This is a genomic window from Niallia sp. 01092, from assembly GCF_052318935.1.
Classification (GTDB): domain Bacteria; phylum Bacillota; class Bacilli; order Bacillales; family Cytobacillaceae; genus Niallia.
The window spans coordinates 118,314-144,828 of the sequence record NZ_JBQRKO010000013.1; the positions used below are offsets into that span (position 1 = coordinate 118,314).

Here is a 26,515-nt window from a genome sequence, read left to right on the forward strand (position 1 = left end):
GGATCGGCCGGACGATAGAGGAAACCCGCCGGACGAGAGCAGAAATCGGCCGGATGGAAGAGGAAACCCGCCGGACGAGAGCTGAAATTGGCCGGATGAAAGAGGAAACTCGCCGGACAAGAGCAGAAATCGGCCGGATGGAAGAGGAAACCCGCCGGATGAGAGTAGAAATTGGCCGGATGATAGAGGGAATACGCCGGACGAGAGCAGAAATCGGGCGGACGATAGAGGAAACCCGCCGGACGAGAGCAGAAATCGGCCGGATGGAAGAGGAAACCCGCCGGACGAGAGCAGAAATCGGCCGGATGAAAGAGGAAACTCGCCGGACAAGAGCAGAACTCGGCCGGATGGAAGAGGAAACCCGCCGAACGAGAGCAGAAATCGGGCGGACAAAAACAAAAACACTGCACCACCAATTGTCAGTTTATAATTGGTGATGCAGTGTTTTTTTTATCAAAATTTTACTTCCTCGAAAGTTTAAACCTTGAAACGATCCGTCTCAGTGTGGAAACAACGAGCGAACTTTGCTTGGAATCAAACCGAGAATCTTGGATAAGATCGACCATTTTTGCAGTAGATTGATCAATGCTTTGTACGGCTTCTACATTCTTTTCATTGATGGTTGCGATATTCGTAATAATCTCCTTCATTTGGTCGGTTACATTTGGACCGGAAGCGGATGATTGAGCCATCGAGCTTAATACCCCTCGAACGACATTAACGTAATCAGACCCTTTTTCCACCTCTTCGCTGCTCTCTTGAATAGCCTTTTGAACGAGTGTGGAGCTTTCCTCAATTTCTTCTAATGTTTCGCTGATTTCTTTTGTTGCAATCGTGGTTTGATCAGCTAGTTTACGAATTTCCATGGCAACAACCGTGAAGCCTTTGCCATATTCGCCCGCTCTTGCTGCTTCTATCGTTGCATTTAAGGCTAACAGGTTCGTTTGCTGTGCAATTGTAATAATAGAATCCACAATGCGGCTGATATTGTTAGAAAGGTCGGTGAAATTGTTCGTTAAATGTAAGGCACTATGCACTTTCTCAACGATCTGCGTCATTTTCTCATCAATGCTTTCGACATGATTTTGGGCTTGTACTAATTGTTGCTGAGAAAGATTTTCTAGTCCTTCTAGCGTAGCACTAATTTGGTCTACTTGACTCATTGCTTGTCCTACGTCTTGCAATTGACGGTTCATTCCTAGCAGCATTTCTTCCATTTGATTAATAACAGAAGCAGAATCTTTTTCTACTAATACGGTTTTTTCTCTTAATGATTGGTTCGTTTCTTCTACATCAAGTGTAACCGATTTTACTTTACTCATCAGTTCATCTTGGCTGTCAATTAAATTATTCACCCACCGTCCTAAAGCGCCAGTTTCATCATTTAATAGCAGCTTTTTGTCTAGACGGATCGTTAAATCACCGCCGCCTTCCGCTATTTTTCGAATAATGTCTGTCATCTGCTGCAGCCGAGACACAATGGGAATAAGCGCTTTTTTATAAAAATATCGAATCGAAAATAGCGCATATAATACGTTAATTGCTAGAATATAGATAGAAGGAACCGGAACAATCATTGTAAAAATTGTGTTTAACATGATGGCGATGAATAGGAGGATGGCAAAGCTTTTCCCTAGCTTCCAGCTAAGAGAGCGATTTCGATACACTTCTTCTAAATCCCCTTCGCACATCATCCCCCAAATATCTTTTGATCCAGGGAGGTGAAAGGTGACACCCTTCCCGATAACGGGTATATGACGGTAGTCTGAATACCCTGGAAACTCAACGAATAAATTTTCCCCTATATGAATCGTATTCATGACACCTGGATGCAATTCGTTTGTTGCCGGATCTGTAAATCTAATTTCGAATTCGGTGTGATTCTTAATTTGCACCGTACCCCAATGCTTAGTGTGAACACCATCCTTTAGATTTTCTCCAAAAGTAAACGTCTGATCCTCGAATCGACTCCGTGACAACGCGATTCCTTGGGGGATTGTTGGGTTGAAATTGGACTTGGCCATGAATAAATAATTATCGCCAGAATCCTGATACACATGTCCTGCTTCCCTTTGGATTAAATCGCCTACGACGTCATTCGGAATCCGTCCAGCCAATATGTATTTCAACGATCCTTGATTGAAAACTGGCTGCAAAAACAGCAGTGTTACTTCATCATGGAATTTGGAAGTTCGCGGCCCAATTTCCAATGTAAGGCTATCTGTAAATGGTCCATACAATAAAGGTTCGCTGCTTTCGATTACATTATCAATTGCTTTTCGATAATAGTTATCTTGATGGTTTGTATAAGAAACTCCTTTATGCTGAAAGTAAGTAGAAGCTTCCACTTGTTTATCTGTATTTAGCAAAAATAACTCGGTGAAATCTTTGCTTTTCTTTAGCTTATTGTTTAGATATAAACTAAAATTTTCTTGTGAGATGCGATCCATTTCCATCGATGTTTTCGCCAAGTAATCCCACTGTTCATTCGCCCATTCTGTCAGGACCGCTAATCTTGTTTTGGCAATACCTTCAAAAATCTCCTCTACAGATGCAGTCATTTTTTTGTTTAACTTGCAAGACCACCAAAGCGGAAGGCCTTCACGAAAATCTAACCAATCAAAAAACCCCATATTTACCCCCAATCCATTTGTTAACAGTGCATAAAACATGAACAATCCATCATGTACAATCCTTTGTTCCATGAAAAATAGTTCATCATCTTTGCTTCGGAACTAACTTTAGTTTGTTTATTATTTATGTGTGATAAAAGCACCATTAAAATAGAACTAGTTTTTATTATATTTTGATTTTTCTAAGATTTCAATAGGAACTCCTAAGGGTCTGACCACAATGTCATCAAGATGAATTTCAAAAAACAGGAAAATAAGCAACTAATTAGGAAGTAAGGGTTTCCGTTCTGTTCTCCGAGGCTTACCGCTCGCTTTCCACGGGGCGAGCGCCGAGCCTCCTCGTCGCTTTGCTCCTGTGGGGTCTCGTCTTTCTCGCTAATCCCGTAGGAGTCGAGCGGACGCCTCTCCAAACAAATTGGGTATTTCTTTTACATAAAGGGTATCTAATTCCATGATATTTCATAGTTTTCAATTTATGGTATCTTAAGTTGATAACATTGGGTCTGACCCCTCAAAAAAAGTATAAAGTATTTATAAAGTCTGCTTTTTACTGTAATTTCATAGATATAATGAGTTCATGAAAGGAGAAAAAATGAAAGAAAATATATTAATCGTAGAAGATGATTATGAGATTGCAAGAGTGGTTCGTGATCATTTGCGAAAGGCCGGATTTCAAGTTACATGGGCGTCGACAGGAAAAGAAGGGTTTGAGGACTTTAAAAAGGCGGACTTTGATCTTATTTTAGTAGACTTAATGCTGCCGGAAATGGATGGTTTTGCCCTTTGTAAGAAAATTAGACTGGAAAGTGATATCCCTTTATTAATTGTAAGTGCAAGGCTTGAAGGGGAAAGTAAAATAAAGGGACTTGATTTAGGAGCAGATGATTATTTAACGAAGCCATTTAGTCTGGAGGAGCTTACGGCTCGGATCAACTCCCATTTAAGAAGATACAGACGTTATTTAAATAAACACGATGACCATTTAGCTCGATATGTTCATGGGTTGACGTTAGATTTTTCGAAAGAGATTGCTTATTTAAATGATGGTCCGCTTTCTTTAACGTCAAAAGAGCGGGATTTATTACTCCTTTTAGCTAAAAATCCTTTTCAAACATTTTCAAAAGGAGAGCTTTATGAACATATTTGGCAAGAGAAAGATGTAGACGGGAATAATACTGTGACGGTGCATATTAAAAGTTTACGATCCAAGCTGCATGATGGAACACGTTCAGCAAAATTTATCCAAACGGTCTGGGGTGTTGGCTACCGCTTCATTGGGGAGCCGATTGCATGAAAATTAAGTATTGGCTAATGATCAGCTATTTTATTGTCATGATTTTACCTGTAATGATTCTTTATTTTCTTTACCTAAGCATTAGCAGCTACGATCAAAAGCAAAATTTACTAGAATACATGAATGTCACCAAAAAAATAGATGAAATCGAGTCCGAACTACAAATCCCGTCCTATTACGATATACAACCAATTGACAACTATAAAAATGTATTGAAGTTGACCGATGAAAGTATAAAAATCTCCTTGTATCGTTTTGATGGGGCTTTGTTATTTTCTTCAATAGAGGACTCACTTATTAACAGCTCGAAAACTCCAGACGAATTGTATCAACATTTAAATGAGCTGCAAAAGAATTACCGGACATATTCGTTAAAAAAGCCAGTTTTCCATGATGGGAAATTAGTGGGGATTTACGAGATCACGATTGGACGGAATGATTGGATACAGGGAGTTAATCATCGTACTATGTATCTCTCTATTATATTTATTAGCTTTTTTCTATTACTCTATGTTGTTGTAATTAAGTTATTAAATCGTAAATTAAACCGCCCGCTTTTGTTGTTAAGAAAGCAAATGACAGCTTTTGCAAATGGAGAAACCGTTCCTAGTAATCTAAAAAAAACAACAGATGAAATGGGCGAGCTGGCAGTTCATTTTGAACAGATGAAATCACAAATCGAACAAACAAGGATAGAGCTGCATAAGCAGCAAAAGGAAAAGGAATTTATTGTCGCGTCTTTATCACATGATTTAAAAACACCCTTAACAGTTATACGAGCGTACACAGAAGCCTTACAGAAAGATAAGGGTTTGTCAGAAGATGAAAAGAGGGACTATCGTACAATTTTATTTGAAAAATTAGAGTATATGAAACAAATTATCGATGATTTAACGATGTATACAGCTTTACAGTCCTCACAAGAAAAAATAGAACTTGTTGAAGTGGATGGCGATGAATTCTTTGACATGCTTTTGTCAGGTTATGAAGAGCCATGTGCAAAAAAGGGACTTTTGTTAACAGTCGATCAATGTATTCAAGGCTCCTACGATGTCAACGTTAAGCAAATGATTCGTATAGTAGATAATGTCATGTCAAATGGGATTCGCCATACGGAACAAGGGAATCCCATTTGGCTAGCGGCTGTTTCACAGGAATGTTCATTACCTAAATGGATTTTTCCTCCTTTTTATCAAGAGGTAGAGAAGTGGAGACAGGGTGGAACCGTTATCTTGATTCAAAATCAAGGAAACGCCATTCCAGTGGAACAGCAATCAAGCATTTTTCAGCCATTTGTCCAAGGGGAAGGAGCGAGAGGGCTTGGCGGTAGTTCAGGATTGGGTTTAAGCATTGCTCAAAGTTTAATGGAACAACATAATGGAAGCATCAGGCTATGGTCCAAAGCTGGATATGGGACGTTAGTTGCATGTTGGCTACAAGAAAGGAAGGGTTAAATTTGAAAATAATAAATAGATTCGTAAGCATGATACTTTTATTGGGCTTGTTAAGCGGATGTTCAGAGACAATGACGGCATCTGCCGACGAAATGGTTACTAATGTATTAGACGCTAGCAAAAAAACGGAAAGCTATTACGGAGAAGGAGAGATAAAAGTTTACGAAGGAGATAAACTTACGGGGAGCATGGTGTTTAAAGACTATACAGGTGCAGATGGAAAAAGAAAATATGTAATAGAGGATTTGAAACAACATCAAAAGAGCGTTTCTGTAAATAATGGAGAAAACGTAATCACCTATGAAGAAGGAGGAGATACAGCTTATAGCATGTCTATTAAAGGGATGCCAAGCTTGGGGACTCCAAAAGAACAATTTACACAAATGCTTGAAGCAATCAAAAAAACCCATAGTTATCAAGTAGAGGGAGAGGAAGAGATACTTGGGTTAAAAACACATCATATAAAAGCTAGTGCAAAATCAAAAGACTCTATTTTAGGAGATATGGAATTTTGGGTAGATCAAAAAACATGGTTTGTTGTGAAATCTATTACAAACAGCGGGGAATCACGTTCTGAATTGGAATATAAGAAGCTTGACTTTTCACCTGATTTTTCAGAAAAAACTTTCAAGTTAGACTTGCCGAAACATGTAAAAATAAAGTCGATAGAAGAGGAAAATAAATCGAACATTGGGACAGTGGAAGAAGCAGAAGCCGCATTAGGACAGCCTTTTCTCCTTTTTAATGACCGTCAAGCAAAGCTGGGTCAAATTGTCATAGATGAATTAAAGGGCGAAATTAATCGAACAGAAGTCACAATCTCCTATTTGAACGATCAAAGTGGTTCCTTTACATTATCTATTTTTCCAACACCGGAGGGTGAAGAAATGAAGATTGGAAAGAGTAGCACAAAGGTGCGAGGATTCAATGCGGAAAAGATGGATGAAATCAACAGCATCAGCTGGGATGAAAATGGGCTTCGGTATACCATTATTGTTAAAAATCCAGATTTATCGGTTGATGAAGTAATTAAAATGACAGACCAAATGAAGCTAAGTTCGGAAAAGTAGGTGATGGCATGCTGCCAAGCTTTTGGGAAATTTGTTTGCTGCTATTTATAGGTATTTTAATTAGCGTGTTAGGAATGTTGATTGGAAAGTTTCATAAAAAAGCAGGGTATGTGGTGGAAATCGTATGTGCATTGGGAGTGATTGCATATACATTTTATTATTATCATTTTCCGGGAGGATTCACTTATATTGCCTTTATGGGTAATGGATACGCTTCTTTTGTTTTGCTTACGGTTGGACAAAAAAAATACGATGAACTAAAAGAAGAGCTTAAGCACAATCATGTACAAGAAATCACGCTTTATAAAGATGCAACAAGAATCATGATCGATTTAGCGATTACTCTTGTGATTCTTTTAGGTGGAATTTTATTTCTGATTTTTGGTCCTGAGACTAGCGTATTGAAAATATTAATTGCATTTGGATTTGTTACAGTCGTAACAGAGATGATCAAAAGAATGCTCATTTACAGCCAAGTAAAGGTGTATTTTTCCGAGTTGACAGGGACCTTATATGTTCTAACAAGACTTGAAGCAAGAAAAATGCCAATTAACGAGATAAAACAAATTCAAATCGAATCTTCCGTTGATCTTTTGAAGCTTCATCCGCTATTGACCTTATTTTCATCGAATCAGGATTTTACTACGGGATATGAAAAAGTATTAAGAATTACGTTTCCTGGTGAGATGATTTATTTGACTATGAAAGAATCTGAAAAATGGAAGAGTGTTTTTGAACGGGAAATTTCATTAGAAAATCCAGTGGATAAACCAATTGAAGTTCTACCTTTATTCCATAAGAAAAATATAAAACGATTGCTTGGAAAGCTGTATTTTGCTGTGACAGTCAAAGGTGTTTCTGCCTATTCAGGCTTGATGCTTCTTTTATATTATTTGAAGGTTTCGGAATGGATTATGGCAGCTGCAGGTGTAATGTATTGGATTTATAATATCTATATATCTGATCGTGTATTAAAAGCAGCGATGGATGCAAAGGAAACGACTAATCTAGAAGTGAAAGCTGCGGCAGAGCGGATTTTTCAAAAAGCAGGTATTCCAAAGGTGAAAGTGTATGAAACGGAGTCAACGCAATATAACGGATTAGCAACAGGCATGAATATTGGGCGGGCAATGGTGACCTTAACAACGGCTACGATGAAACTCCCAATGGAAGCGATTGAGGGGATTTTGGCTCACGAGGCAGTCCATGTGAAAAAAAGGGATGTTTTGTGGAGCCAGCTTATTAATGCACTTTTTCTAGGGATCATGTTAATTTTTGTTTTCTCTTTTTATAAGGAGATTCGCATTTTTGTTGAAGATCATAAGACATTTAGTGTTTTCATCATTTGGCTGCTGATGGTTCTTTTTCCAATTTACCGCTCTTTTTGCTCGCAGTGGATGGAAGTGAGAGCGGATCATTTAGGTGCTTCCTTTTTAAATGGAGGTTCTGCACAAATGGCTGAAGCCCTATCGACACTTGCACGGAAGCAGGATGAAGAGGTGAATAAAACGATAGCATTTAGTGTACCCGAAAAGGATAGGAAAAAACCGCTGGATACTCTTGAGCGAGAATCTTGGATTTGGAGAGTGCTAGAATTTCAATTTATGCCTCATCCTCCATTGTACTGGAGAGTGCAATCATTAAAAACTAATCAAAACGGTTGGGGAAAAGGAATTTGGTACAGATGGTTTGTTGATCGAGTGAAAGAATGTGTTACACGATAATACGAAATGAAAGGATGAGATGGTTGAAGCTTGCAAAAGGGTTATTTATTTTAGGAGCTTTTCTATTTCCACTTGGCATTTATATAGCTGGCTTTTCACCATTAGGCATTTTACTAAGTGTTATAGGTGGGGGCTTTATATTATTGGATGCTCGGATTTTGTTAGGGTAGAAGAAGGCGTTCATGGGGAGTGAATGAAATGAATAGAAGGTGAGGATATGAGTCCACAAACTTTATTTTCCATATTTACGATAATTATTATTTGCATGACGGTAATTGCTATTCATTGTGCATTGATTATTGGTTATAAAAAAGAGCAGATTTCTGTACGAAAAACAATTAGTTTTAGCATTATAACCTGTTTGATAGGCTATATAGTGATATTTATTTTGATGCTGATTATAAACTATCTGTTTGAAAAGCTTATGTAATTCGAAAAACTCGGATTATACCAGCACTTAAATTAGGAAGTTCAAATGAGAAAAGAAAAGGTTCATTTTGTTGGTATTTTTTTTAGGTTGTTTTCTCAAAGTTTGTTGTTATTTACGTAAAAAAATGGGAGAAGAAGTACTCAGCAGACTGAATACACGTAGACTCCTGTAGGAATGCGAGAAAGACGAGACCCCACAGGAGCGTATGCGACGAGGAGGCTCGACGCTCGCCCACGGAAAGCGAAGTGTATTCAAGCTGCGAGTTTATAAGAACAATCTATACGAAAACAGCCTTTTTTTAAATCTCCATAAAAAAATGTTTGTCTACAATGTAGTTGAAATCGAATTGGATATATAAACTATATACTCTGGAACGGCATAGGGTATTTAATGATATTTGCCTGTTATCAATAAATGTAACGTATGATAAACTTAGATTATCATAATTTACCAATTAATGTAGTTGATAGGGAATCACTTCTTGTTCAATTATCCAAGAAACATGGAGGCACTTTATGAAAACGATCGCTTATTATATATCTGACTATGGCTATGGACACGCTTCTAGATCTATTGCCATCATACGCGGTTTATTAGAAAGAAAGTCAAACATTCATGTTGTTATTTGTACCTCATTTGCAATCCCTTTCCTAAACCAATCCCTTCCTTCAAAACGTGTTTCTATTCGCAATATCAATACAGATGTTGGGTATTATGTAAATGAACAAACTATCAGACCAGATATAAAGAAAATAAACAAAGAGTATGATTTATTTATAGAAAATTGGACGGAGAAAGTGAAGGAGGAGGAGAATTTTTTAACAGAAAATGAAATCGATTTCGTTATTTCTGATATATCGCCTTTACCATTTGAAGCTGCTTCGAACTTAAAGATTCCGTCTGTCGGCATTTCCAATTTTACTTGGTATACAGCATATGAAAATATCGTAGACACAGCAAAGCTGGATGTTTTCAAAAGAGCGTATGACAAAATGAACCATTTCTTTTTATTAGCTGGGAATAAGGAAAGATCATGGAATGGCAATAAAAAATATTATTCCTTTTATGCTAGAAAGGTTGATGATGAAGAAGTTGTTAAAATAAAGAATGCAGTAAATCCAAATCAAGATAAAAAAATCATCTTCTTTGGATTAGGGATGAAAATAAATAATGTCGATGTTCAGTCACTGCCAATTTGGAGTAGTGAAAATTGTGTGTTTATTGTTTCATCGAATGTAAGTATTAAAAGGGAAAATGTTTTCTCCATCCCAGTGGATGATACCGAATCTCAACATTACATTGCAGCAAGCGATTTAGTAATAAGCAAAGCAGGATGGGGAACCATTAGCGAGGCTGTAGTCAACGAAGTGCCGCTACTAATCTTAAACAGAAAAGAACTAAAAGAAGATCAAAATACGATCCAATACATCAAAGAACATCATTTAGGTGACATAATAGAATGGGATGAGTTTAAGGAATATCAAGTTTCATTCGACAAACAGAGTCAAAGCAAACCAACTATTTTTGTAAATGAAGTAGATAGAATAGTGGAAGATTTGCTGGCTTTGGGGTGACGTATCCCATAAGCCAGCAAGTTGAAGAAATAGGTAATCCCGCGATAGTCGCGTACTTTTCTTATTCACAGGATTCTTTCAATGAGCCAATACAATCCAACCATACTAATTATAGATGAAACAGCATTTACAACCTGAGTTTGCCAACGAATTTTTTTAAGATACCAAATAAATGGAACCAAAATCATAAGGACAACAAGCTGTCCTATCTCCACACCAATATTGAAAGAGAAGAGTGGAAGAATAAATTGATCGCCTAATTTTCCAATTATAATATCAGCAAAACCAAAACCATGTATTAATCCAAAAAATAGTGTAAGGAGCCATCGCCATTTTATTGATTTCTTAAATATATTTTCAACCGCAACATAAACAATACTCAGTGCAATGAGCGGTTCGATGATAGTTCCAGGAATGATGATAATTTCTGCAGCTGCCAACGCTAAAGTTATACTATGACCGATAGTAAAAGCTGTTACTATTTTAAGGTATTCTCGGTATGTTCCACTCGCAAGTAATAGGCCGAATAAAAACAGTAAATGATCAAATCCTGACCAAATATGCTTCATTCCCAACACTAAATAATCCTTAAATCCGAGTATTCCTTCGTTATTGTTTTCTGTAGCCTTATTTTGAGAAGGGCTATTTGCTGTGTTGTCTTGACCTTTAAAAATATTGTCCGTTTTAGTAAATACATGTTCCATCACTTTATCTCCAAAATAAATGGAAGCGTAGTTATGGTGATTCACGTCAATATCATTTAAAAAAATATTGTAGTCCATTTCATACTCTTCAACTGGCTGATCAAATATAAATTCCAAACGAACATTGAACATCGAAAAATTAAATCTGTCCACTTGTTCTATAGTAGTCACTTTGCCTTTCCCTTTTACTCCATTATTTATAACAGTAAGGTTCTTAAGTACAAAGTTTTCTATTTCTGATGTGGATTGGGTAATTTCATTTTCTTTCATATAACCATCATGGTTTTTATCGATTTTTAACAACCCACCAAGAAGATCTGCAAGTAAATATAAATCATAGTTTACTTTATTTCCTTCTATTTTCACTTCAGAATAACCCGTTGAACCTGAATGAGCTTCTGCTTTTGGAGCTTGAAAGAATGACATAGAAATAAATAAGAGGAGGAATATCTTTACTATATGTTTTATTTTCCGGTGCATGTGATGTTTTTCTCCTTTGTTAATGGATTTCTTGGGATTGAAGTGGTATTTATAACAACACTTATGAAAAGCCTTATGATAAGAAAATATAATGGCAATCTTCCATATAACTAACCTTATTGACTTTTTGCTAAGGATTGATGAATGCATTGTAAAGAAATAATAGATTTTTGTAAAATGGCTTGATAGCAATAATGAAGGCGTAGTCAAAGGCAATTTACTTAAGAGTGATCTGGTCAGTTGCAAGGAATGAAAATCTCTTATTACAAATATCCAACAAACCTTTACATAGATTTATAGTATTTTACATTTGAATGAATTGTTATTAACAATTAACCTCTAAAATTATCGGTGAATGCCACCAAGGATAATAAGGAGGAAGCAATGAATAAGCAAAAAGCAACAAAATTAACGAAGCTTATTTTATTTGTTTTTATTTTTTCTATCATTTCAACAAACGTAAGTTTTGCTGTTCCGTCCAAGTTAGTTTTTGCAGAGGAAAAAGGTACGGAGAAAGTACAATCCTCCTATGGTTCACAAGAAGATGATAATCGATACCCTCAGCTGCTTATCACGGAATTGTCGCCAAATTCAAGTGGAGGAGGGTTAGATTATTATGAGTTTTTTGAGGTTTATAATAATTCGAATCAATCACAAACTTTATCAAACTATTCTTTTACATATAAATACACAGACACTGGAGTAGAAAAAAGATTTCAACTTCCTGCTGTAACCATTGAGCCGCAGAAAGCAAAAGTTTTTTGGTTTAATAATGGAAATCGAACGTTAGCTGATTTTAATCAAAACTATGGAATTTCGTTGACAAGTGATCAAGTAATTGCATTTAAGGATGTATTCCCAGGGTTTATAAATGGGGGGAATCGCGCCATTATCATAAAGAATAGATCAGGAGCAGAAATTGTTTCTGCCGGCTATCTTGCTGCTGAAAGTGATAATACAGGTGCCGATATTCAATACAAATATCCATCATCAGGAACGGAAATGGAAAAACATCAAGTATTGGCAGGACCAACGCCAGGAACGATTGATTCTGTTCAAATTCCAGCAAATCCTGTTAAGATTGATCCGATTCCGGCAGACACAAAAGCACCTGTCATTACGTTTACACCTGTAACGAATGCTAATGTTTTCTCACCGGTAAAAATAAAAGCTGTCATTAAAGATAACGTGGCAGACCCATTTGTGACACTTTATTATAAAAAAGAAGGAGACAAAAAATTCACTTCTTTAGCAATGGACGAATCTGCAAAAGGTTCAACGAAGTATTCTGGGGAAATTCCAAGCATGAGTGCAGAATCAAAGATCGTTTACTATATCGAGGCAGCAGATGGTACAAATCATGCTAAAACGAAGAAATATACATTAACTATTAAAAAACCTAAAGTAGATTATCGCAAAATTCCATCCTTTCTTGTAACAGAGTTAGTACCTGATTCTACGAATGTAGGTTCAGGTGATGGGTATGAATTTGTTGAAATCTATAACAATACGGATAAGGACCTTAACTTTAGAGATTATAAGATTCACTACAGAAACGGGATAGACCCAAATACAGATATCATTTGGCCTTCAAGTCCAGATAATGTAGTGATTCCTTCTCGAAAAACACTCGTATTTTGGATGATGAATGGACAAAATGGTGATAAAACAGTCGCGGATTTTAATGCAAATTACAAGACAAAATTAGTGGAAAACAAGGAAATTGTTAAAATATATAGAGATGGAATGGCAAATGGTGCAGCAAAAGGCTTGGCTGTTGCCACCAATTCTAATCAAGAAATCGCTGTTTCTTACTATAATGATGAATTTAATGTAGATGATACCCGCTCAAATAAAGGAATCATGTACACATATCCTGTCGATGGATCTACTAGATTAAAGAAAATAAGTGCAGGTGTGAAAAATGCTACTCCGGGAAAAGTTGAACGAATCCAAGTACCTGAAAAAGTTATTCACATAGAAGAAGATAATGTAAAACCTACTATTAAAAATTTGACTGGGCTGAAAAAAATTGATCAAAAAAATGATATTAATATTGTTGCCGATGCATCTGATAATATTGGCATAAAATCAGTACGATTATTTTACAAAACAAATACGAATAAAAAATATAAGCAAGCCATTTTAGCGGAAAATTTTGATGATTCGATGTATCACTATACGATCCACCCACCTGAAATACTTGGAAAGAAATATGTGGAATATTATTTTGTCGTTTCAGATGGAATGAATAAAGTAACAAGCAATAAATTTAAAGTGAAGATTACAAGGGATCTCAATAATGCTAGCCTTCGTTTAAATGTGAAAAATGGTGATATTTTAAGAGGGGAAAAAATTCTGAAAGGGACATCCAAGACAGATTCACCTGATCATGTGAAATTATCGATTGATAAGTCTGAAGCAGCTGAAAATATATATAAATCCATGGAAAATTCAGCTTATTTCGCTTTTGAAGCGAGTGGAGTGAATACGTTTTTTCAAAATGGTGTAACAATTGGGAATGATATAATCCGAATTTTTGATGACGGTGTGAACGATTGGGACACCATTACGGTCCCTATTGATGCTGACCGTCTTCAATTAGGGGATAATATCATGACAATACGTGCGGGAAATAAAGTATCACCATTCCAATTAGACGTGTTGGAAGAAAATCGTGATAATTTTAAAATACGTAATGTGCGCTTAATATTGCCAAATGGAACCGTAATAAAGGATCCATCACACAAGGATGCAAAAAAATCGTATGATATGGGAGAAAGTCGACCATTTGAAGACTTCACCTTTACGATCCCTGAAAAGCATACACCTTCCAAATCATATAAATGGGATACGATGTCTGTTTCTGATGGAAAGCATGTTATTGGCGTTCAAGATGCGGATGAAAAAGCAAGAGTTTCCGTAAAAGTAGATAACACAGCACCAGTAATAAATACAAACATAAAGAAAGGGAAAGTGTACAAAGGGAAATTTACCATCAATGTAGATGCAACGGATGCAATTGCTGGTATTCAAACGCTTAAAGTTATGTTGGATGAAAAAGAAATTGCCGTTCCATTTCATACAGCGTCATCCAAGCTCTCACCTGGGGAACATAAGTTGACAATTGCAGCTTTTGATAAAGTAGGAAACAAAGCAGAGAAAACCGTTCATTTTTCTGTTGTAAATGAAAATCCGAGTAAGCCTGAGCTTATTTCATCTACTGCAAAAGCAGACGGGAATCCAACTTTAAAGGTAAAAGTAACGGATCCAACAAATGATGCTATAAATGTGTTATTTTATAAAGGTTTCCAATATGATGCATCTAAAACACAATATGTTAAAGCCTATAAAAATGCAGCGGATGTAGAACCGCCAAATACAATGGTTCCCAAAGGTGAACAATCTTTTACTGCGGAAGATATATCGCTTGTCTCTAAAGAAGATCAACAATATTTAATAACAGATTCGAAAACAAAATTCCCTTATCATCGATTTGATGTAACGGTCGATTCTACTGTTGATAAAACCGATGTTGTTGAATTGGTGTGGAAAGGGAAATCTTTAGAAGGCAGAAAAGTATCCATGTATGCTTGGAATCATTTGACCAATAAATGGACGACAATTGATTTCAAAGTTGCTGGCCAAGGAGACTTTGAGTTAAAAGGGACTGCCGAAGTTCGTAAGTTCGTGAAAAACAATAAAATAAATGTATTAATCCAAGATGAAATTCCAATTTCACCTAATCAGTATGATTATACTTTTGTTTGGATGTCTGATACGCAATACTATGCTGACAGCTATCCATGGATTTATGAAAGAGAGACGAACTGGATTGCCGAAATGAAAGAAGAAATGAAAATTAAATATGTCTTCCATACAGGGGATATCGTCGATAAATCCAACCAAGAGTATCAATGGAAAGATGCAGATAAATTTATGAAAGTGCTGGAGGACAATCATATTCCTTATGGTGTACTAGCAGGAAACCATGATGTTGATCATAAAACAAGTGACTATAAACAATTTAGCAAGTGGTTTGGTGAAGATAGGTTCAAGGATAAGTCTTACTATGGTGGTTCTTATAAGAACAATCGAGGACACTATGATTTTATTTCAGCAAATGGAAATGATTATATTATGTTATACATGGGATGGGGCGTTCAGGATGAAGATATACAATGGATGAGTGATATCTTAAAGCAATTCCCAGATCGAAAAGCGATATTAAACTTCCATGAGTATTTGCTAGTATCAGGAACTCGTAGTCCGCTAGGGGATAAAATCTATAATCAAGTTGTATTGCCAAATAAAAATGTCATCACTGTTCTGAGCGGGCACTATCATGACTCTGAAACATTGATTGATCCAATTGACGATAATGGGGATGGAAATCCTGATCGCCAAGTCTATCAAATGCTTGGAGACTACCAAAGTGGCCCTGAAGGTGGTCAAGGATATATGAAATTGCTTCATTTTGATCAAAAAAATAATAAAATAATGGTCAATACGTATTCACCGTATTTAGACGATTATAATTTCTATGATACCAATCTTTTTCCTGAAAAAGACGAGAGAAATATACAGGTAGATCTTCAGCCAAATGAAAAGCGTGTTGCTACCGACTACTTTGCTGTAAATATCTTTACAGATACAGAAATTGGGAAGGATAAAAATGTTCAAAGTGGCGGGACTGCTGAAACAGATTGGAAAGATTTAGCTGGGAATAATCAATATTATTGGTATGCGGTTGCTGAGGATGATTTTACAGGAAGAGCGGTTTCTGACATTTGGACATTTACAAAAGGAGAAATTACGTTGCCGCCTATCCAAGATGCGAACCAATCAGATCCTAGGTCCAAATATAATAAATAGTCAGAAGTAGTTAATGAATGGATAAATGTAAAAAACAGTATCTTCAGGCTGTCGACAAACGCTTGCTTTCTTTGTTATTCGCTTTGAAAGACAAATGTTTTTGATCAGCCTGAAGTTTTTGCAAAATGCTCTTTTCATATAGATTGTTGTTATGTAACCCGCAGCCTGAATACACTTCGCTTTCCGCGGACGAGTGCCGAGCCTCCTCGTCGCTATGCTCCTGTGGGGTCTCGTCTTTCTCGCTTTTCCCGCAGGAGTCTACGTGTATTCAGGCTGCTCAGTGCTTAATCTATGTTTATTATTTTATTCAAAAACAACAAACTTATAGAAAACAGCCTTGCAAAACGAACTTTGTCTTAATTTCCGAATTTTTCAGGTTGCTGAATGGGGAGTTTCCTTATTGTTTTCCTTTCAGCAGAATACATATTATTCTTCACATATTTGTTGATAGATTTCTGGCCTTCTTAATTCAAGATATTGGCTGGCCTCTCTTGATAGGGCAACTTCGCTACTATCAATTTCTGCGTAAATAATGCTTTCTTTATCATCCCCTTTAACAATAACATCTCCATTTGGACTAACAACGATAGATTCCCCTGCAAAATCCATATTTCCTTCCATTCCAACTCGATTGCACATAGTGATAAATAAATTATTTTGCATGGCAGCAATACGTAGTTCCCATTCAAATTTATCTAAAGGCTCCTCTTTCGTATTTGCGGTAGGAATAATAATGAGGTCTGCATTTTGTAAAGCACATATTCGATAGCTCTCAGGAAGATGTCTATCAAAACAAACGATGATTCCTATTCTGCCGATGATTGTGTCATAGACTAAAAAGCCTGTATCAGAAGGATCATAATATTCTTGTTCATGAAACTGATGGGCATCCGTGATATGGACCATTTTTGAGGAGCCCAAGATATGACCAGTATGATCAATCATAAGAGAAGTATCAAACTTTTTATTATTTTCTTTCAGGTATATATTAGGAACAGCCATAATATTAAACTTTCGGCATGTTTCTTGCATTTTTTTAATCTTTTCATCCTCAATGGAAAGTAAGAAGCCTGATGTATCGACACCTCTATATTGTGGGAAAAAAGGACTAAGTTGCAATTCCGGAAAACAAATCAATTGTGCCCCGTTTTTAGCGGCCTCTTCTATTAACTGTAATGACTTATTAAAGTTACTTTCAATACTTTCATTCATTTTCATTTGGGCTAAAGCAATTTTCAATTTAAGCACCTCATTTATTTTTTAAGTTTTTTACAGGACTTTAAAATGTAAGTTATGAAAGTAGGTATATGAAAAAAGCCCTTAATGATCCTTTTTGCAGATTTTTGTATGGAAAAGGGGACGGAGCTACGCCAATTTTAATGGAACAATACGAATAATGTTGCTTCCATAGTTTGTTTTTAATCCTTATTAAGGATAGAGTTGCTCCGCTCGCGCCGCCTTTATTAGGTTAGAGTCTGCCTTTTCCTTGTTAGATGGATTGATAAACCGGATTCATATAAATCTCTTGCATATAAACAAATAAAAAAAGCCATTATCCATCATTTTATCATATTTGCCAAGAGTACCCCTTCTTCAAAAACAAATGTTTTAAGGAGGGGGTGAATTGTTTTTTTTTTTTTTTTTTAGAATATTAAGAATTTTTTCTTTTAAAAGTGTGAATACAAGACATTCGTACTTATCATTTGGTGAAATATACTTACAAACATATGTTTGAGTAGGTGGAAAATATGAAGGAGGAAAAAGAAAAACAATACAAAACACATCAAATTTGAATTAAAAAAGGACATTGTATGTATTCTTATTTTAAAAGTTCTTGTATGAATGCAAATGTACAACACGACTAACTTTTATTACCGACAAGTGTATACAAGTTTAACTCAAAATAAAGAACTGCAACCGCTTCAAAAAGAAGTGTTAAAGTTAATTGAAAAGAATATCGGTAAAATGAATGATGTTCAAAAGGAAGCTTTCGAAAAGAAGGCTGCTAAAGAAGAAACAAAGCCAAAAGAAATGGAAGAAACATTTCTTCCACAGCCCAGTCAAACGGAAGAAGAGGTTCTAGCTGTTAATTCAGGTGGTGATATCCATCTTCACTTAGCAGAATTAATAGCAAATAAACGCCTAATTAATTGGATGAATATCCTTAGTGAACAAATTCTTTGGTTAGGTACAAAAGCAATTGCCATTCCTGGGAGGCTAGAGGAAGTTATTGCTGAGCATGCAAATATTATTAAAGCGTTTAAAAATAAAGATAAAGAAGGGGCCTACAAACATACGATCGAGCATCTAGAAAAAACGAGAAGTGCTATTTTAACCAATTTTAAAGATTGATTTTATTGATAATACTTTGTTAAAAAATCGAGCTAACAAACTTATATTTCTTATGATATTTTTAAATGAAACGAAGCATGAACTTTCGATAGAAGTATAATATATTAAAGTCAGGTTTTCACTATGTGGAGAGCCCGACTTTATTAAAGGGCCCCTCCGTTTTATAGTGCACTGTCATCCCCTAAATTTTATGCAGAATAGAAATCCAAATGGAATTTGGTATAATATTCATATAAATGAATAAGGAGTGATCTGATGCAAAATGACATAGTTCAACTGATCACTGAATTTTTAACCCGAAAAATAAATCCTTCTTTTATTATTGTTTTTGGATCGTTTGCAAAGAACACAACACATAATGGCAGTGATATTGATATAGGTTTTTATACGAAATCCAAAGTAGTCACTAAATACGAGATTTTTATGATAGCTCAGGAATTAGCAGCATTATTGAAAAGAGAAGTAGACTTAGTGAATATTGCAGAAGCTTCTACCGTTTTTCAGGCGCAAATATATACGACAGGTAAAGTCATATTTTCGAGTGATGAAATGTTACGGATGACAGAACAAATGAAGGCTTTAAGCATGTATGCAAAATTAAATGAGGAAAGAAAAGATATACTTAATAAAGTAGATGAAAGCGGGACTATCTATGAAAAATGATGTGATTTTAAATAAAATAAGTGTGATAGAACGCTGTAAAAATCGTATTATGGACGTATATGAACAGAATCCGCAAAACTTGATGGATTATACGAAGCAAGATTCCATTGTTTTAAATATACAACGTGCTTGTGAAGCGTGTATTGATCTAGCGATGCATATTGTTGCGGAAGAACGCCTCGGCCTGCCTCAAACTAGTCGAGATGCATTTGATATGCTGGAGTCTCAATCTATTATTACAAATGAAATAGCAAACAAAATGAAAGCAATGGTTGGATTCCGAAATATTGCTGTGCATGACTATCAGACAATTCATCTTGAAATATTGCAGCAAATCCTAGAGAAACATCTCGACGATTTTACGATCTATACGAAACAAATTCTTCAATATTAACAAAGTAGAAAAAATCTCATAACATGTTGCAGGATAGTTAAAACACTGCAGCCCAATTGTTAGACACTGCTAACAATTGGGCTGCAGTTCGAAAAATAATCAAATCTAGTATAAATTCAGACATTCTAGATTTAACCTTTTTAAACTTTTATCAATCACATCTCCATTAACAATTCCGAATTTAGAAGCAATCATTGCTTTTGTTGTTCGCTTATAAAAAGTTAATGCCTTGCTTATTAACCTTTCATTATGTCCATTTCCGTACATATCTGCCGTATCCAAAAAATTTATTCTATAGTCAAGTGCATAAGTGAATAGTATAGATGGCTTCTTTTTCATCTGCTGTTCCGTATGATTGACTCCTTCCCATGCAGCCTAATCCAATCTCAGAAACCTCCAAATTCGAACTTAAAAATCTTGTTTTTATTTTATAGCCCGTCTTTGTCTATTCGTTTTGTCATAATATTGGAAACCAAGTTAGCCATCTGATTTCTAGGCAATAATTTTGGCAAAAGAACTGATGAAAAGATGTTCTGCTTCCCGTCAATCACACTGATTTTTTGCTTTTTAAGTCCTTTGAATGTTGTTTGAACGACATCTGAGGGTGTTCGTTTAATTCCAAAGGAAACTCCGCCATTACTGAAAAAGTTAGTATCTGTTGCTCCTGGGCAAACAGCAATAATGTCAAATCCATGTTGACGATATTCTTTGTTTAATGCTTCTGTAAAAGACAGAACAAAAGCCTTGGTAGCAGCATAGATGGACATATAGGGGATAGGGTGGAATGCAGCTGTTGAAGCAATATTAATAATCGTGCCTCCTTTTTTATTTTTTAATCTCTCTTTTATAAAAAGGTAGCATAAATCCATTACCGTAACCGAATTAAGCATTATTTGTTCGTGTTGATGCTGAAAATCGATATTTGTTAATCTTCCATTTGTCGCATAGCCTGCATTATTGACTACTATATCAATTTCGATTTGTTCTTGTTCAAGATAGTTGAAAATGTGATTAGCAGAATATTCTTTGGATAAATCTAGGGCAATAATATGAACTTGAATGTTATATTGTTCTATTAACAAGTTAGACAATTTTAAAAGTTTTTCTTCCGATCTGGCCACTAGCACGAGATTAAAGCCTTTGCTGGCATATTGTTTTGCAAACTCTTCTCCAATTCCAGAAGAAGCACCTGTTACCAATACATATTTCTTCATTTTCTCTCCTCCAATATTACATGTTGTAACATATATGTTTAGACATATAATAGGTGAATGAAAGATATATGTCAAGGCATATATTATGTTATACTTCTCCTATAAGGAGTGATTTTGTTGGAGGCAGTAGATAAATTACGTTACTTAATTCAATGTGTTCAGAGGGAAGGGAACCAACGATTTTCTAATCTTTTAATAAAAAATGGACTCGATCTTACACCGAGTCAGAGTGAGGTTATTACGGTTTTAGCCAAATTTGGCCCAATGTCCATTGCTGGGTTAGGAGATTTATTATTATGTAACTCTCAGCATCCAAGTCGTCTTGTACAGCGATTGATAGATAAGAATTTCATAAAGAAAGAAGCAGCTCAACATGATAATAGAAAAACGATTATTTCCTTAACACAAGCTGGAGAAGAATTGACGAGGCAAATACGGGAAGTAGAAAATATATTTAACAATGAAATCGTGGAGAAAATGAATGCCATAGAAAATTTTACTGTTGAAGATCTCAACTTTTTGCTTTCAGAGCAAATTAAAGAAACGCTTAGTGAAGAGAAGATATCTAGAAGATTTTAGAATAATAAGTCCTTAGAATCTAAGAACTAAAGGTTTGTTTTACCTTCATCAAGATGGATAATGTTTTTTAGTTCCGGGAATCTCTGAAGGTACTGGAGTTGATAATCAAGGAAAAGCGGATGTTTGTCTTGTAGGGAATACAAACATCCGCTTTTTTCTACTATTCTAAATTTGCATGTTTTCCATACATCGTATTAGAATCAAGCCCTTTTTTCTCCATGAATTTTAAAATAACACTGTCTAAAAAGAGCAATAAAAGTTGTTCAAATAGTGAGCCCATTGGTTGGATTGTTTGGAAGCTGCTGTCCGTTTTATCTTTTGGTGATCCTGGAAGTTTTACAGAATGATCTGCAAGGATTCCGATTGTGGATTCAGGAAAAATAGTAACAGCAATTACTTCTCCACCAATATTTTTGGCTTTCTCTGCTATGGAAACAAGTCCTTTAGTTTCTCCGGATCCAGTTCCTATAATTAAAAGATCTTCTTTTTCGAAGTTAGCGGTCACTGTTTCTCCTACAACATAAGCATCAATGCCCATGTGCATCATACGCATTGCAAATGATTTGAGCATTAATCCGGATCTTCCAGCTCCCGCTACCAACACTTTTTTAGCAGTCATGATGCTGTTCACCAGCTTTTCAGCATCATGATCAGAAATAAGAGTTGCACCGTGATTCAGCTCTTTAAGCACTTCTTGCAAAAAGTCTGTTGTTTTCATAAAAAATTATCCTTGTGCAATTAGTTCTTTAAATTGAGATGCTGTTTCTTTTATGTTTTCTTGACCTGTAATTCCTCCACCAACAATAATTAAATCAGGCTGAGCTGCAATAACTTCTGATAATGTGTCTAATTTAATGCCGCCTGCAACAGCTGTTTTGGCTTGTTTTACAACACTTTTAATTGCTTTTAAATCGTCAAAAGAGTTTTTGCCTACAGCTTGAAGATCATAGCCAGTATGCACACAAATATAATCTACTCCTAATTCGTCCAACTCTTGTGCACGTGTTTTAATATCTTTAACAGCAATCATATCGACTAGGATTTCTTTTCCTTGTTTTTTTGCTTCTGCAACAGCACCTTTAATGGATTCGTCTTCTGCAACAGCAAGAATGGTAACAATATCAGCTCCAAATGAACTAGCTTGGCTTACTTCATATCCAGCAGCATCCATAATCTTTAAATCCGCTAATACTTTTGTATTAGGAAATGCTTCTTTTACTTCTTTCACAGCACGAAGTCCTTCGTTTATTACTACTGGTGTACCAATTTCTACAATATCAACATACTCTTGAACTTGGGATACAACCTCGATTGCTTGTGGAATATTTACTAAATCTAATGCTAATTGTAATTTCATTGCAGTACACTCCTTATTATTTTTTGTGTTTAGCTTGTAATAGAAGCTAACATTTAGTGACATATTTTCTGTACAAGATTGATTATACGGCTTATAATTTTTTTAAGTAAGTACGCACTTTTATTTTAGATAGTGTTTTAAAGTATACTATGTGAGAATAAAGGAACGGGAGGTTTTCTAATGGGACGTATGGAGAATAAAGAATTTAACTGTGAAAAAGAACTTACCTTAAGCATTATCGGAGGAAAGTGGAAGATGTTGATTCTTTGGTATTTGGGTAAAGAAGGAACCAAAAGGTTTGGAGAATTAAAAGCACTAATTCCAGAAATTACACAGAGGATGCTTGTCAATCAATTACGGGAGCTTGAAGAAGATCTTATCGTTCAAAGAGTCGTATATCCGGTTGTACCTCCAAAAGTAGAGTATTCTCTTACGAAAGAAGGAGAAAGTTTAATGCCAATTTTGGATAGCATGTACAATTGGGGGAAAAATTATATGGAAACGGTGCTTGATGCACCGCCATCCATTAAAGAAATACGATAGCATGAATTTTTGGTGAAATGAAAGAATCTAATAATTTTCTGTAAGCATAAAGAAGAGAGGCTTTCCCAAAAGGTTTTAAAACGACTTTTGAGACAGCCTCTCTTCTTTATTCTTTTGTATAAATGGAAATACAGCATAACAATTTTTAATACTAAAATTATGTTTTAATGTAAAAATATATCATTTCAAAACAAGCTGGATTTAGATAACACTTTATATTTTTTCAACGTTATATACAGATCGTTCACTTTGCACATTCCCGGTATTTAACAATTCATATGGCTCAATTAGGGCAACATAAGCTTCTTCTTCAACTACCGGCATATGTTCTACTCCTTTTGGGATAACAACCAATTCGCCCTCATTCAAATGTATATCATCCTGATCTTTTAATTTTATTTTCATTTGTCCTTTAATAACTAAAAATAATTCATCAGATTCGTCGTGGTGATGCCATATGAAATCACCTTTTAATTTTACTATTTTCAATGCTGAATCATTTACATTTGCAATACTCTTAGGCTGATAATACTCTTGAATCAGATCAAATTTGGACATAAGGTTTACCTTTTCAATCACTGTTATCCCTCCAAAACTATTAGTCATTTAAAGTATAACATAACAAATACTGTGAATGTTAACACCATCCAGAAGAGGGAATAAAATGAAACAAATGTTTTCTAGTTAAGCCCAAGTCCTTGCTATAAAAGGGATTAATTTATAAAATCATATTAAAGTTATGAAAGTATGGAGCTATCAACAGCTGTTATTAAACCATAACAAATCGTAACATTTGGTTTGGTTATGGAGGGTTGATTGCTCTCCAGCTTAAGTGAGTGTAGTCTCTCGAAAGAAAGATAGCACGATGAACTACGTTGAAGGGGTTCGGTAAAAACACACCTGACGGAATGTATCCGATGAGATGTTCTTTCAGTCTCCTGATCTGTGAGTGTTGAGGAAGAAAGCTAACCTAGGTTATGGAAGCGAAACACCAAAAACACATGTCCGCCCTTTGACTTTAGCAAGAAGGAAAATACCCTTTTGGAGGTTGGTCAGAGATGACTTCTTATTGCTTTGTACTAGACTTAAACGGTCAACGTTTGAGCCCGACAAAAGAAAACAAAGGCTGGTACTTAATTCGAAAAAATCGAGCGAAATTAGTAAACAAGTTTCCAATGGTGATTCAATTATTAAAAGAGATTCCACTTGAGCAAATAGATAAAACACCGGTTGCACTAGGTATTGATGATGGAGCTAAGTATACGGGAATTGCTTTGGTTCAAGATGGTGCAACCAAAAACAAACCGGTGTTCAAAGGGACGATCGAGCATAGACAAGATGTGAAAGACAAGATGGGTGTAAGACGGGATATCGAAAATACAGAAGATCGCATAAAAAATATCGAAAAGAACGATTTGATAATCGCTGTGCATCGAAAAGAAAAGGAAGAATTCCCCCTAGTATTAAACAAAAGAAAGAAGCCGTACTTTGTGTGATCAAAAAATTAACGCAATGGTGCCGAATGAACCATATTTATTTAGAGGATGTGCAAATCGATATTCGAGCATTAAGTGAAGGGGAAAAACTATACCGATGGCACTATCAAAAATCAAACCGTTTAGATGAACATTTACGAATTGCTGCTCTCATGCGTGATCAGTATACATGTCAAAGCTGCGGGAAAACCGATTGCAGGTTAGAGGTTCATCACATTACACCTAGACGTTTAAATGGAGCTGATTCGATTTTAAATCTTATTACTTTGTGCAGTTCCTGTCACGATCAGATTAACGGGGAAGAAATGGAGCACGCCGAGCGATTCTATGGCATCATCGGCGGAAAAAAGATCGATTTTAAAGCGGCTATGCATGTGATGCAAGGGAAAAAGCATTTGCGGACAGAACTAAAAAAAGTGGCTCCTTTAACACTCACGACCGGAGGAGACACAGCGAATAAACGGATTGATTGGAATATTGAAAAGAGTCACAGCAACGACGCCATTGTAACAACAAATTTAGAGGTCACTAGGCATAAGTGTGAAATAAAGGACTGGGTTATTAAACCAATGCGTAGAGAGAGCAAAGCTAAAACGAAAGAAGTGGAAGGCTTTAAGCATCGAGATTACGTTTGTTACACCAAAAGAAATGGCGAAAAATATGTTGGTTTTATAACCGCTTTATACCCAGAAAGAAAACAGTTTAATATGACAACAATAGATGGGAAGATTCTGAAAAGGTATGGGATAAAACCTTTAAAATTAATTTGGAGATTTAACAAAATTTATTGGTATTAAAACACGGAAAAAGGAGGTGAATCCTGGTCAATTTAATAGGTTTTGGGTATGAATTGTTATACTTTAATATGACCAGGGACTCTTATGGGAAAATGCAATATAGATCATTCTTACGAAGATGTAGTTAAAAAGCTAGAGAGTCAACAAAACTTACTACCCGAAGTTTTAGTTGAAGATTTATATAGCTTTCTAAAAAATAATCAATCACAGCAAATGTTAAACGAACTATTTCATCTTTTAAAAAAATACGATTTAGCATCTGAGGAAGAACAGAATAAAAGAAATAAAGAATTAATTCTGCTTACAAGCTAAATACAAGATTTCATCATCATATAATAACTGGCAGTATGAATGCTACTTCATATAAATTGACAATATAGACCTAAAGTGCACTTTTTTCAAGGGTTTCTCTTCTTGAAGTTCATTACTACCTGAAAGGAGTATTATGAGGTTCTTTCTATTTTGGGGTATATCAACGATGTGTGGTGATTTTTTTTATAGGGAAAAGTAAATTTTTAAAGGCAGTAGAAGTAACCAAAAACGTGCTACATGATTTTATTTTTATGTGTGAATCTCGTTCAAAGCCAACCTATTTTACACGACAAGGAAAAAATAAGTTGGCTTTTATCAGCACTATCCTTTTTATGCTAAATTTTGTAAAAAAGAGTTTTCAGATAGAGCTAGATGACTATTATAAGCTTATTGGTAGGATGCCCAGATGAAAAAAATTACATTTCATCCGCCCGGGCATCCTATTGCCTTTTTTATGATTCTATTTATGGGATACCCTTTATTTAAAAGAAATACCTCATTTGTTTGGAGAGGTGTCCGCTCGACTCCTACGGGATTAGCGAGAAAGACGAGACCCCACAGGAGCAAAGC

Annotated in this window: 23 protein-coding genes and 2 pseudogenes; 17 read left to right on the forward strand and 8 right to left on the reverse strand. The window is 35.6% G+C overall.

Going from position 1 to position 26,515, the window contains the following annotated elements; genetic code table 11:
• Window positions 1–53: 53 nt before the first annotated feature.
• A complete protein-coding gene (locus tag ACTXGU_RS13860) occupies window positions 54–437 on the forward strand; it encodes a hypothetical protein (protein ID WP_443482116.1) in 384 nt (127 codons plus the stop codon).
• 24 nt (window positions 438–461) lie between these two features.
• Here ACTXGU_RS13860 and ACTXGU_RS13865 read toward each other — a convergent pair whose 3' ends face one another.
• Complete coding sequence (locus ACTXGU_RS13865) at window positions 462–2,705, reverse strand: methyl-accepting chemotaxis protein (protein WP_443482117.1); 2,244 nt, start codon at window positions 2,703–2,705, stop codon at window positions 462–464.
• Between the two features lie 520 nt (window positions 2,706–3,225).
• Between ACTXGU_RS13865 and ACTXGU_RS13870 the strand changes: the two genes are divergently transcribed.
• From ACTXGU_RS13870 to ACTXGU_RS13900, 7 genes are all read left to right on the forward strand, one after another.
• Entirely contained in the window at window positions 3,226–3,927 is a 702-nt protein-coding gene (locus tag ACTXGU_RS13870) for a response regulator transcription factor (protein ID WP_443482118.1), read from the forward strand.
• On the forward strand, window positions 3,924–5,381 hold the full coding sequence (locus ACTXGU_RS13875) for a HAMP domain-containing sensor histidine kinase (RefSeq protein ID WP_443482119.1): 1,458 nt from the start codon (window positions 3,924–3,926) through the stop codon (window positions 5,379–5,381). The genes ACTXGU_RS13870 and ACTXGU_RS13875 overlap by 4 nt, the downstream gene beginning before the upstream one ends.
• Window positions 5,382–5,383: 2 nt before the next feature.
• Window positions 5,384–6,451 (forward strand): LolA family protein, encoded by a 1,068-nt coding sequence (locus ACTXGU_RS13880; protein WP_443482120.1) that lies wholly within the window; start codon window positions 5,384–5,386, stop codon window positions 6,449–6,451.
• A gap of 8 nt (window positions 6,452–6,459) precedes the next feature.
• Entirely contained in the window at window positions 6,460–8,175 is a 1,716-nt protein-coding gene (locus ACTXGU_RS13885; protein ID WP_443482121.1) for a M56 family metallopeptidase, read from the forward strand.
• A gap of 23 nt (window positions 8,176–8,198) precedes the next feature.
• Window positions 8,199–8,345 carry a hypothetical protein gene (locus ACTXGU_RS13890; protein ID WP_443482122.1) on the forward strand — a complete coding sequence of 49 codons (147 nt, stop codon included), beginning with the start codon at window positions 8,199–8,201 and terminating at the stop codon, window positions 8,343–8,345.
• 47 nt (window positions 8,346–8,392) lie between these two features.
• A complete protein-coding gene (locus ACTXGU_RS13895; RefSeq protein ID WP_443482123.1) occupies window positions 8,393–8,605 on the forward strand; it encodes a hypothetical protein in 213 nt (70 codons plus the stop codon).
• Between the two features lie 515 nt (window positions 8,606–9,120).
• Window positions 9,121–10,179 (forward strand): glycosyltransferase family protein, encoded by a 1,059-nt coding sequence (locus ACTXGU_RS13900; RefSeq protein ID WP_443482124.1) that lies wholly within the window; start codon window positions 9,121–9,123, stop codon window positions 10,177–10,179.
• 65 nt (window positions 10,180–10,244) lie between these two features.
• On the opposite strand, the gene ACTXGU_RS13905 is transcribed toward ACTXGU_RS13900, so the two are convergent.
• Window positions 10,245–11,363: a HupE/UreJ family protein gene (locus ACTXGU_RS13905; RefSeq protein ID WP_443482125.1), complete on the reverse strand. Its 1,119-nt coding sequence runs from the start codon at window positions 11,361–11,363 to the stop codon at window positions 10,245–10,247.
• Window positions 11,364–11,747: 384 nt separating this feature from the next.
• Here ACTXGU_RS13905 and ACTXGU_RS13910 point away from each other — a divergent pair, with 384 nt between their 5' ends.
• Window positions 11,748–16,238 (forward strand): lamin tail domain-containing protein, encoded by a 4,491-nt coding sequence (locus ACTXGU_RS13910; RefSeq protein ID WP_443482126.1) that lies wholly within the window; start codon window positions 11,748–11,750, stop codon window positions 16,236–16,238.
• Window positions 16,239–16,664: 426 nt separating this feature from the next.
• Here ACTXGU_RS13910 and ACTXGU_RS13915 read toward each other — a convergent pair whose 3' ends face one another.
• Window positions 16,665–17,477: a carbon-nitrogen hydrolase family protein gene (locus ACTXGU_RS13915; RefSeq protein ID WP_443482127.1), complete on the reverse strand. Its 813-nt coding sequence runs from the start codon at window positions 17,475–17,477 to the stop codon at window positions 16,665–16,667.
• Window positions 17,478–18,031: 554 nt separating this feature from the next.
• On the opposite strand from ACTXGU_RS13915, the pseudogene ACTXGU_RS13920 reads away from it, so the two are divergent.
• From ACTXGU_RS13920 to hepT, 4 genes and pseudogenes are all read left to right on the forward strand, one after another.
• Window positions 18,032–18,278, forward strand: a pseudogene (locus tag ACTXGU_RS13920) (RNA-guided endonuclease InsQ/TnpB family protein); the annotation flags it as partial.
• The gene (locus ACTXGU_RS13925; RefSeq protein WP_443482142.1) at window positions 18,270–18,590 is read left to right on the forward strand and encodes an FCD domain-containing protein; all 321 of its coding nucleotides are present in this window, start codon (window positions 18,270–18,272) and stop codon (window positions 18,588–18,590) included. The pseudogene ACTXGU_RS13920 and the gene ACTXGU_RS13925, both read left to right, overlap by 9 nt.
• Window positions 18,591–18,845: 255 nt before the next feature.
• Window positions 18,846–19,253 carry a type VII toxin-antitoxin system MntA family adenylyltransferase antitoxin gene (gene mntA, locus ACTXGU_RS13930; RefSeq protein WP_443482128.1) on the forward strand — a complete coding sequence of 136 codons (408 nt, stop codon included), beginning with the start codon at window positions 18,846–18,848 and terminating at the stop codon, window positions 19,251–19,253.
• Window positions 19,243–19,647, forward strand: a complete 405-nt coding sequence (hepT, locus tag ACTXGU_RS13935) for a type VII toxin-antitoxin system HepT family RNase toxin (protein WP_443482129.1) — start codon at window positions 19,243–19,245, stop codon at window positions 19,645–19,647. Before mntA ends, hepT begins: the two co-directional genes overlap by 11 nt.
• A 105-nt stretch (window positions 19,648–19,752) precedes the next feature.
• Here the strand turns inward: hepT and ACTXGU_RS13940 are convergent, their stop codons facing one another.
• Together ACTXGU_RS13940 and ACTXGU_RS13945 are read right to left on the reverse strand one after the other, a co-directional pair.
• Complete coding sequence (locus tag ACTXGU_RS13940; protein ID WP_443482130.1) at window positions 19,753–19,986, reverse strand: aldo/keto reductase; 234 nt, start codon at window positions 19,984–19,986, stop codon at window positions 19,753–19,755.
• Between the two features lie 89 nt (window positions 19,987–20,075).
• Entirely contained in the window at window positions 20,076–20,861 is a 786-nt protein-coding gene (locus ACTXGU_RS13945) for an SDR family NAD(P)-dependent oxidoreductase (protein WP_443482131.1), read from the reverse strand.
• Between the two features lie 117 nt (window positions 20,862–20,978).
• Here ACTXGU_RS13945 and ACTXGU_RS13950 point away from each other — a divergent pair, with 117 nt between their 5' ends.
• Entirely contained in the window at window positions 20,979–21,440 is a 462-nt protein-coding gene (locus ACTXGU_RS13950; protein ID WP_443482132.1) for a MarR family winged helix-turn-helix transcriptional regulator, read from the forward strand.
• 160 nt (window positions 21,441–21,600) lie between these two features.
• Here ACTXGU_RS13950 and hxlB read toward each other — a convergent pair whose 3' ends face one another.
• Both hxlB and hxlA read right to left on the reverse strand, forming a co-directional pair.
• A complete protein-coding gene (gene hxlB / locus ACTXGU_RS13955) occupies window positions 21,601–22,158 on the reverse strand; it encodes a 6-phospho-3-hexuloisomerase (protein ID WP_443482133.1) in 558 nt (185 codons plus the stop codon).
• 6 nt (window positions 22,159–22,164) lie between these two features.
• Window positions 22,165–22,797: a 3-hexulose-6-phosphate synthase gene (gene hxlA, locus ACTXGU_RS13960; RefSeq protein ID WP_443482134.1), complete on the reverse strand. Its 633-nt coding sequence runs from the start codon at window positions 22,795–22,797 to the stop codon at window positions 22,165–22,167.
• 180 nt (window positions 22,798–22,977) lie between these two features.
• On the opposite strand from hxlA, the gene ACTXGU_RS13965 reads away from it, so the two are divergent.
• Window positions 22,978–23,340 (forward strand): winged helix-turn-helix transcriptional regulator, encoded by a 363-nt coding sequence (locus ACTXGU_RS13965; RefSeq protein ID WP_443482135.1) that lies wholly within the window; start codon window positions 22,978–22,980, stop codon window positions 23,338–23,340.
• Window positions 23,341–23,553: 213 nt separating this feature from the next.
• On the opposite strand, the gene ACTXGU_RS13970 is transcribed toward ACTXGU_RS13965, so the two are convergent.
• Window positions 23,554–23,919: a cupin domain-containing protein gene (locus ACTXGU_RS13970; RefSeq protein ID WP_443482136.1), complete on the reverse strand. Its 366-nt coding sequence runs from the start codon at window positions 23,917–23,919 to the stop codon at window positions 23,554–23,556.
• 479 nt (window positions 23,920–24,398) lie between these two features.
• Here ACTXGU_RS13970 and iscB point away from each other — a divergent pair.
• A pseudogene (iscB, locus tag ACTXGU_RS13975) lies at window positions 24,399–25,633 on the forward strand (RNA-guided endonuclease IscB).
• An 84-nt stretch (window positions 25,634–25,717) separates the two neighbouring features.
• Window positions 25,718–25,945: a hypothetical protein gene (locus ACTXGU_RS13980; RefSeq protein ID WP_443482137.1), complete on the forward strand. Its 228-nt coding sequence runs from the start codon at window positions 25,718–25,720 to the stop codon at window positions 25,943–25,945.
• Window positions 25,946–26,515: the final 570 nt, after the last annotated feature.

What these genes read in the sequence shown, in the direction of transcription:
- ACTXGU_RS13870 (WP_443482118.1), top strand. Translation starts at nt 3,226, where the DNA reads ATGAAAGAAAATATATTAATCGTAGAAGATGATTATGAGATTGCAAGA.
- ACTXGU_RS13895 (WP_443482123.1), top strand. Translation starts at nt 8,393, where the DNA reads ATGAGTCCACAAACTTTATTTTCCATATTTACGATAATTATTATTTGC.
- ACTXGU_RS13860 (WP_443482116.1), top strand. Translation starts at nt 54, where the DNA reads ATGGAAGAGGAAACCCGCCGGACGAGAGCTGAAATTGGCCGGATGAAA.
- ACTXGU_RS13940 (WP_443482130.1), bottom strand. Translation starts at nt 19,986, where the DNA reads ATGAAAAAGAAGCCATCTATACTATTCACTTATGCACTTGACTATAGA.
- ACTXGU_RS13965 (WP_443482135.1), top strand. Translation starts at nt 22,978, where the DNA reads ATGGGACGTATGGAGAATAAAGAATTTAACTGTGAAAAAGAACTTACC.
- mntA (WP_443482128.1), top strand. Translation starts at nt 18,846, where the DNA reads ATGCAAAATGACATAGTTCAACTGATCACTGAATTTTTAACCCGAAAA.
- ACTXGU_RS13905 (WP_443482125.1), bottom strand. Translation starts at nt 11,363, where the DNA reads ATGCACCGGAAAATAAAACATATAGTAAAGATATTCCTCCTCTTATTT.
- ACTXGU_RS13900 (WP_443482124.1), top strand. Translation starts at nt 9,121, where the DNA reads ATGAAAACGATCGCTTATTATATATCTGACTATGGCTATGGACACGCT.
- ACTXGU_RS13945 (WP_443482131.1), bottom strand. Translation starts at nt 20,861, where the DNA reads ATGAAGAAATATGTATTGGTAACAGGTGCTTCTTCTGGAATTGGAGAA.
- ACTXGU_RS13980 (WP_443482137.1), top strand. Translation starts at nt 25,718, where the DNA reads ATGGGAAAATGCAATATAGATCATTCTTACGAAGATGTAGTTAAAAAG.
- ACTXGU_RS13925 (WP_443482142.1), top strand. Translation starts at nt 18,270, where the DNA reads ATGGAAGAAACATTTCTTCCACAGCCCAGTCAAACGGAAGAAGAGGTT.
- ACTXGU_RS13885 (WP_443482121.1), top strand. Translation starts at nt 6,460, where the DNA reads ATGCTGCCAAGCTTTTGGGAAATTTGTTTGCTGCTATTTATAGGTATT.
- ACTXGU_RS13875 (WP_443482119.1), top strand. Translation starts at nt 3,924, where the DNA reads ATGAAAATTAAGTATTGGCTAATGATCAGCTATTTTATTGTCATGATT.
- ACTXGU_RS13865 (WP_443482117.1), bottom strand. Translation starts at nt 2,705, where the DNA reads ATGGAACAAAGGATTGTACATGATGGATTGTTCATGTTTTATGCACTG.
- ACTXGU_RS13910 (WP_443482126.1), top strand. Translation starts at nt 11,748, where the DNA reads ATGAATAAGCAAAAAGCAACAAAATTAACGAAGCTTATTTTATTTGTT.
- hxlA (WP_443482134.1), bottom strand. Translation starts at nt 22,797, where the DNA reads ATGAAATTACAATTAGCATTAGATTTAGTAAATATTCCACAAGCAATC.
- hxlB (WP_443482133.1), bottom strand. Translation starts at nt 22,158, where the DNA reads ATGAAAACAACAGACTTTTTGCAAGAAGTGCTTAAAGAGCTGAATCAC.
- hepT (WP_443482129.1), top strand. Translation starts at nt 19,243, where the DNA reads ATGAAAAATGATGTGATTTTAAATAAAATAAGTGTGATAGAACGCTGT.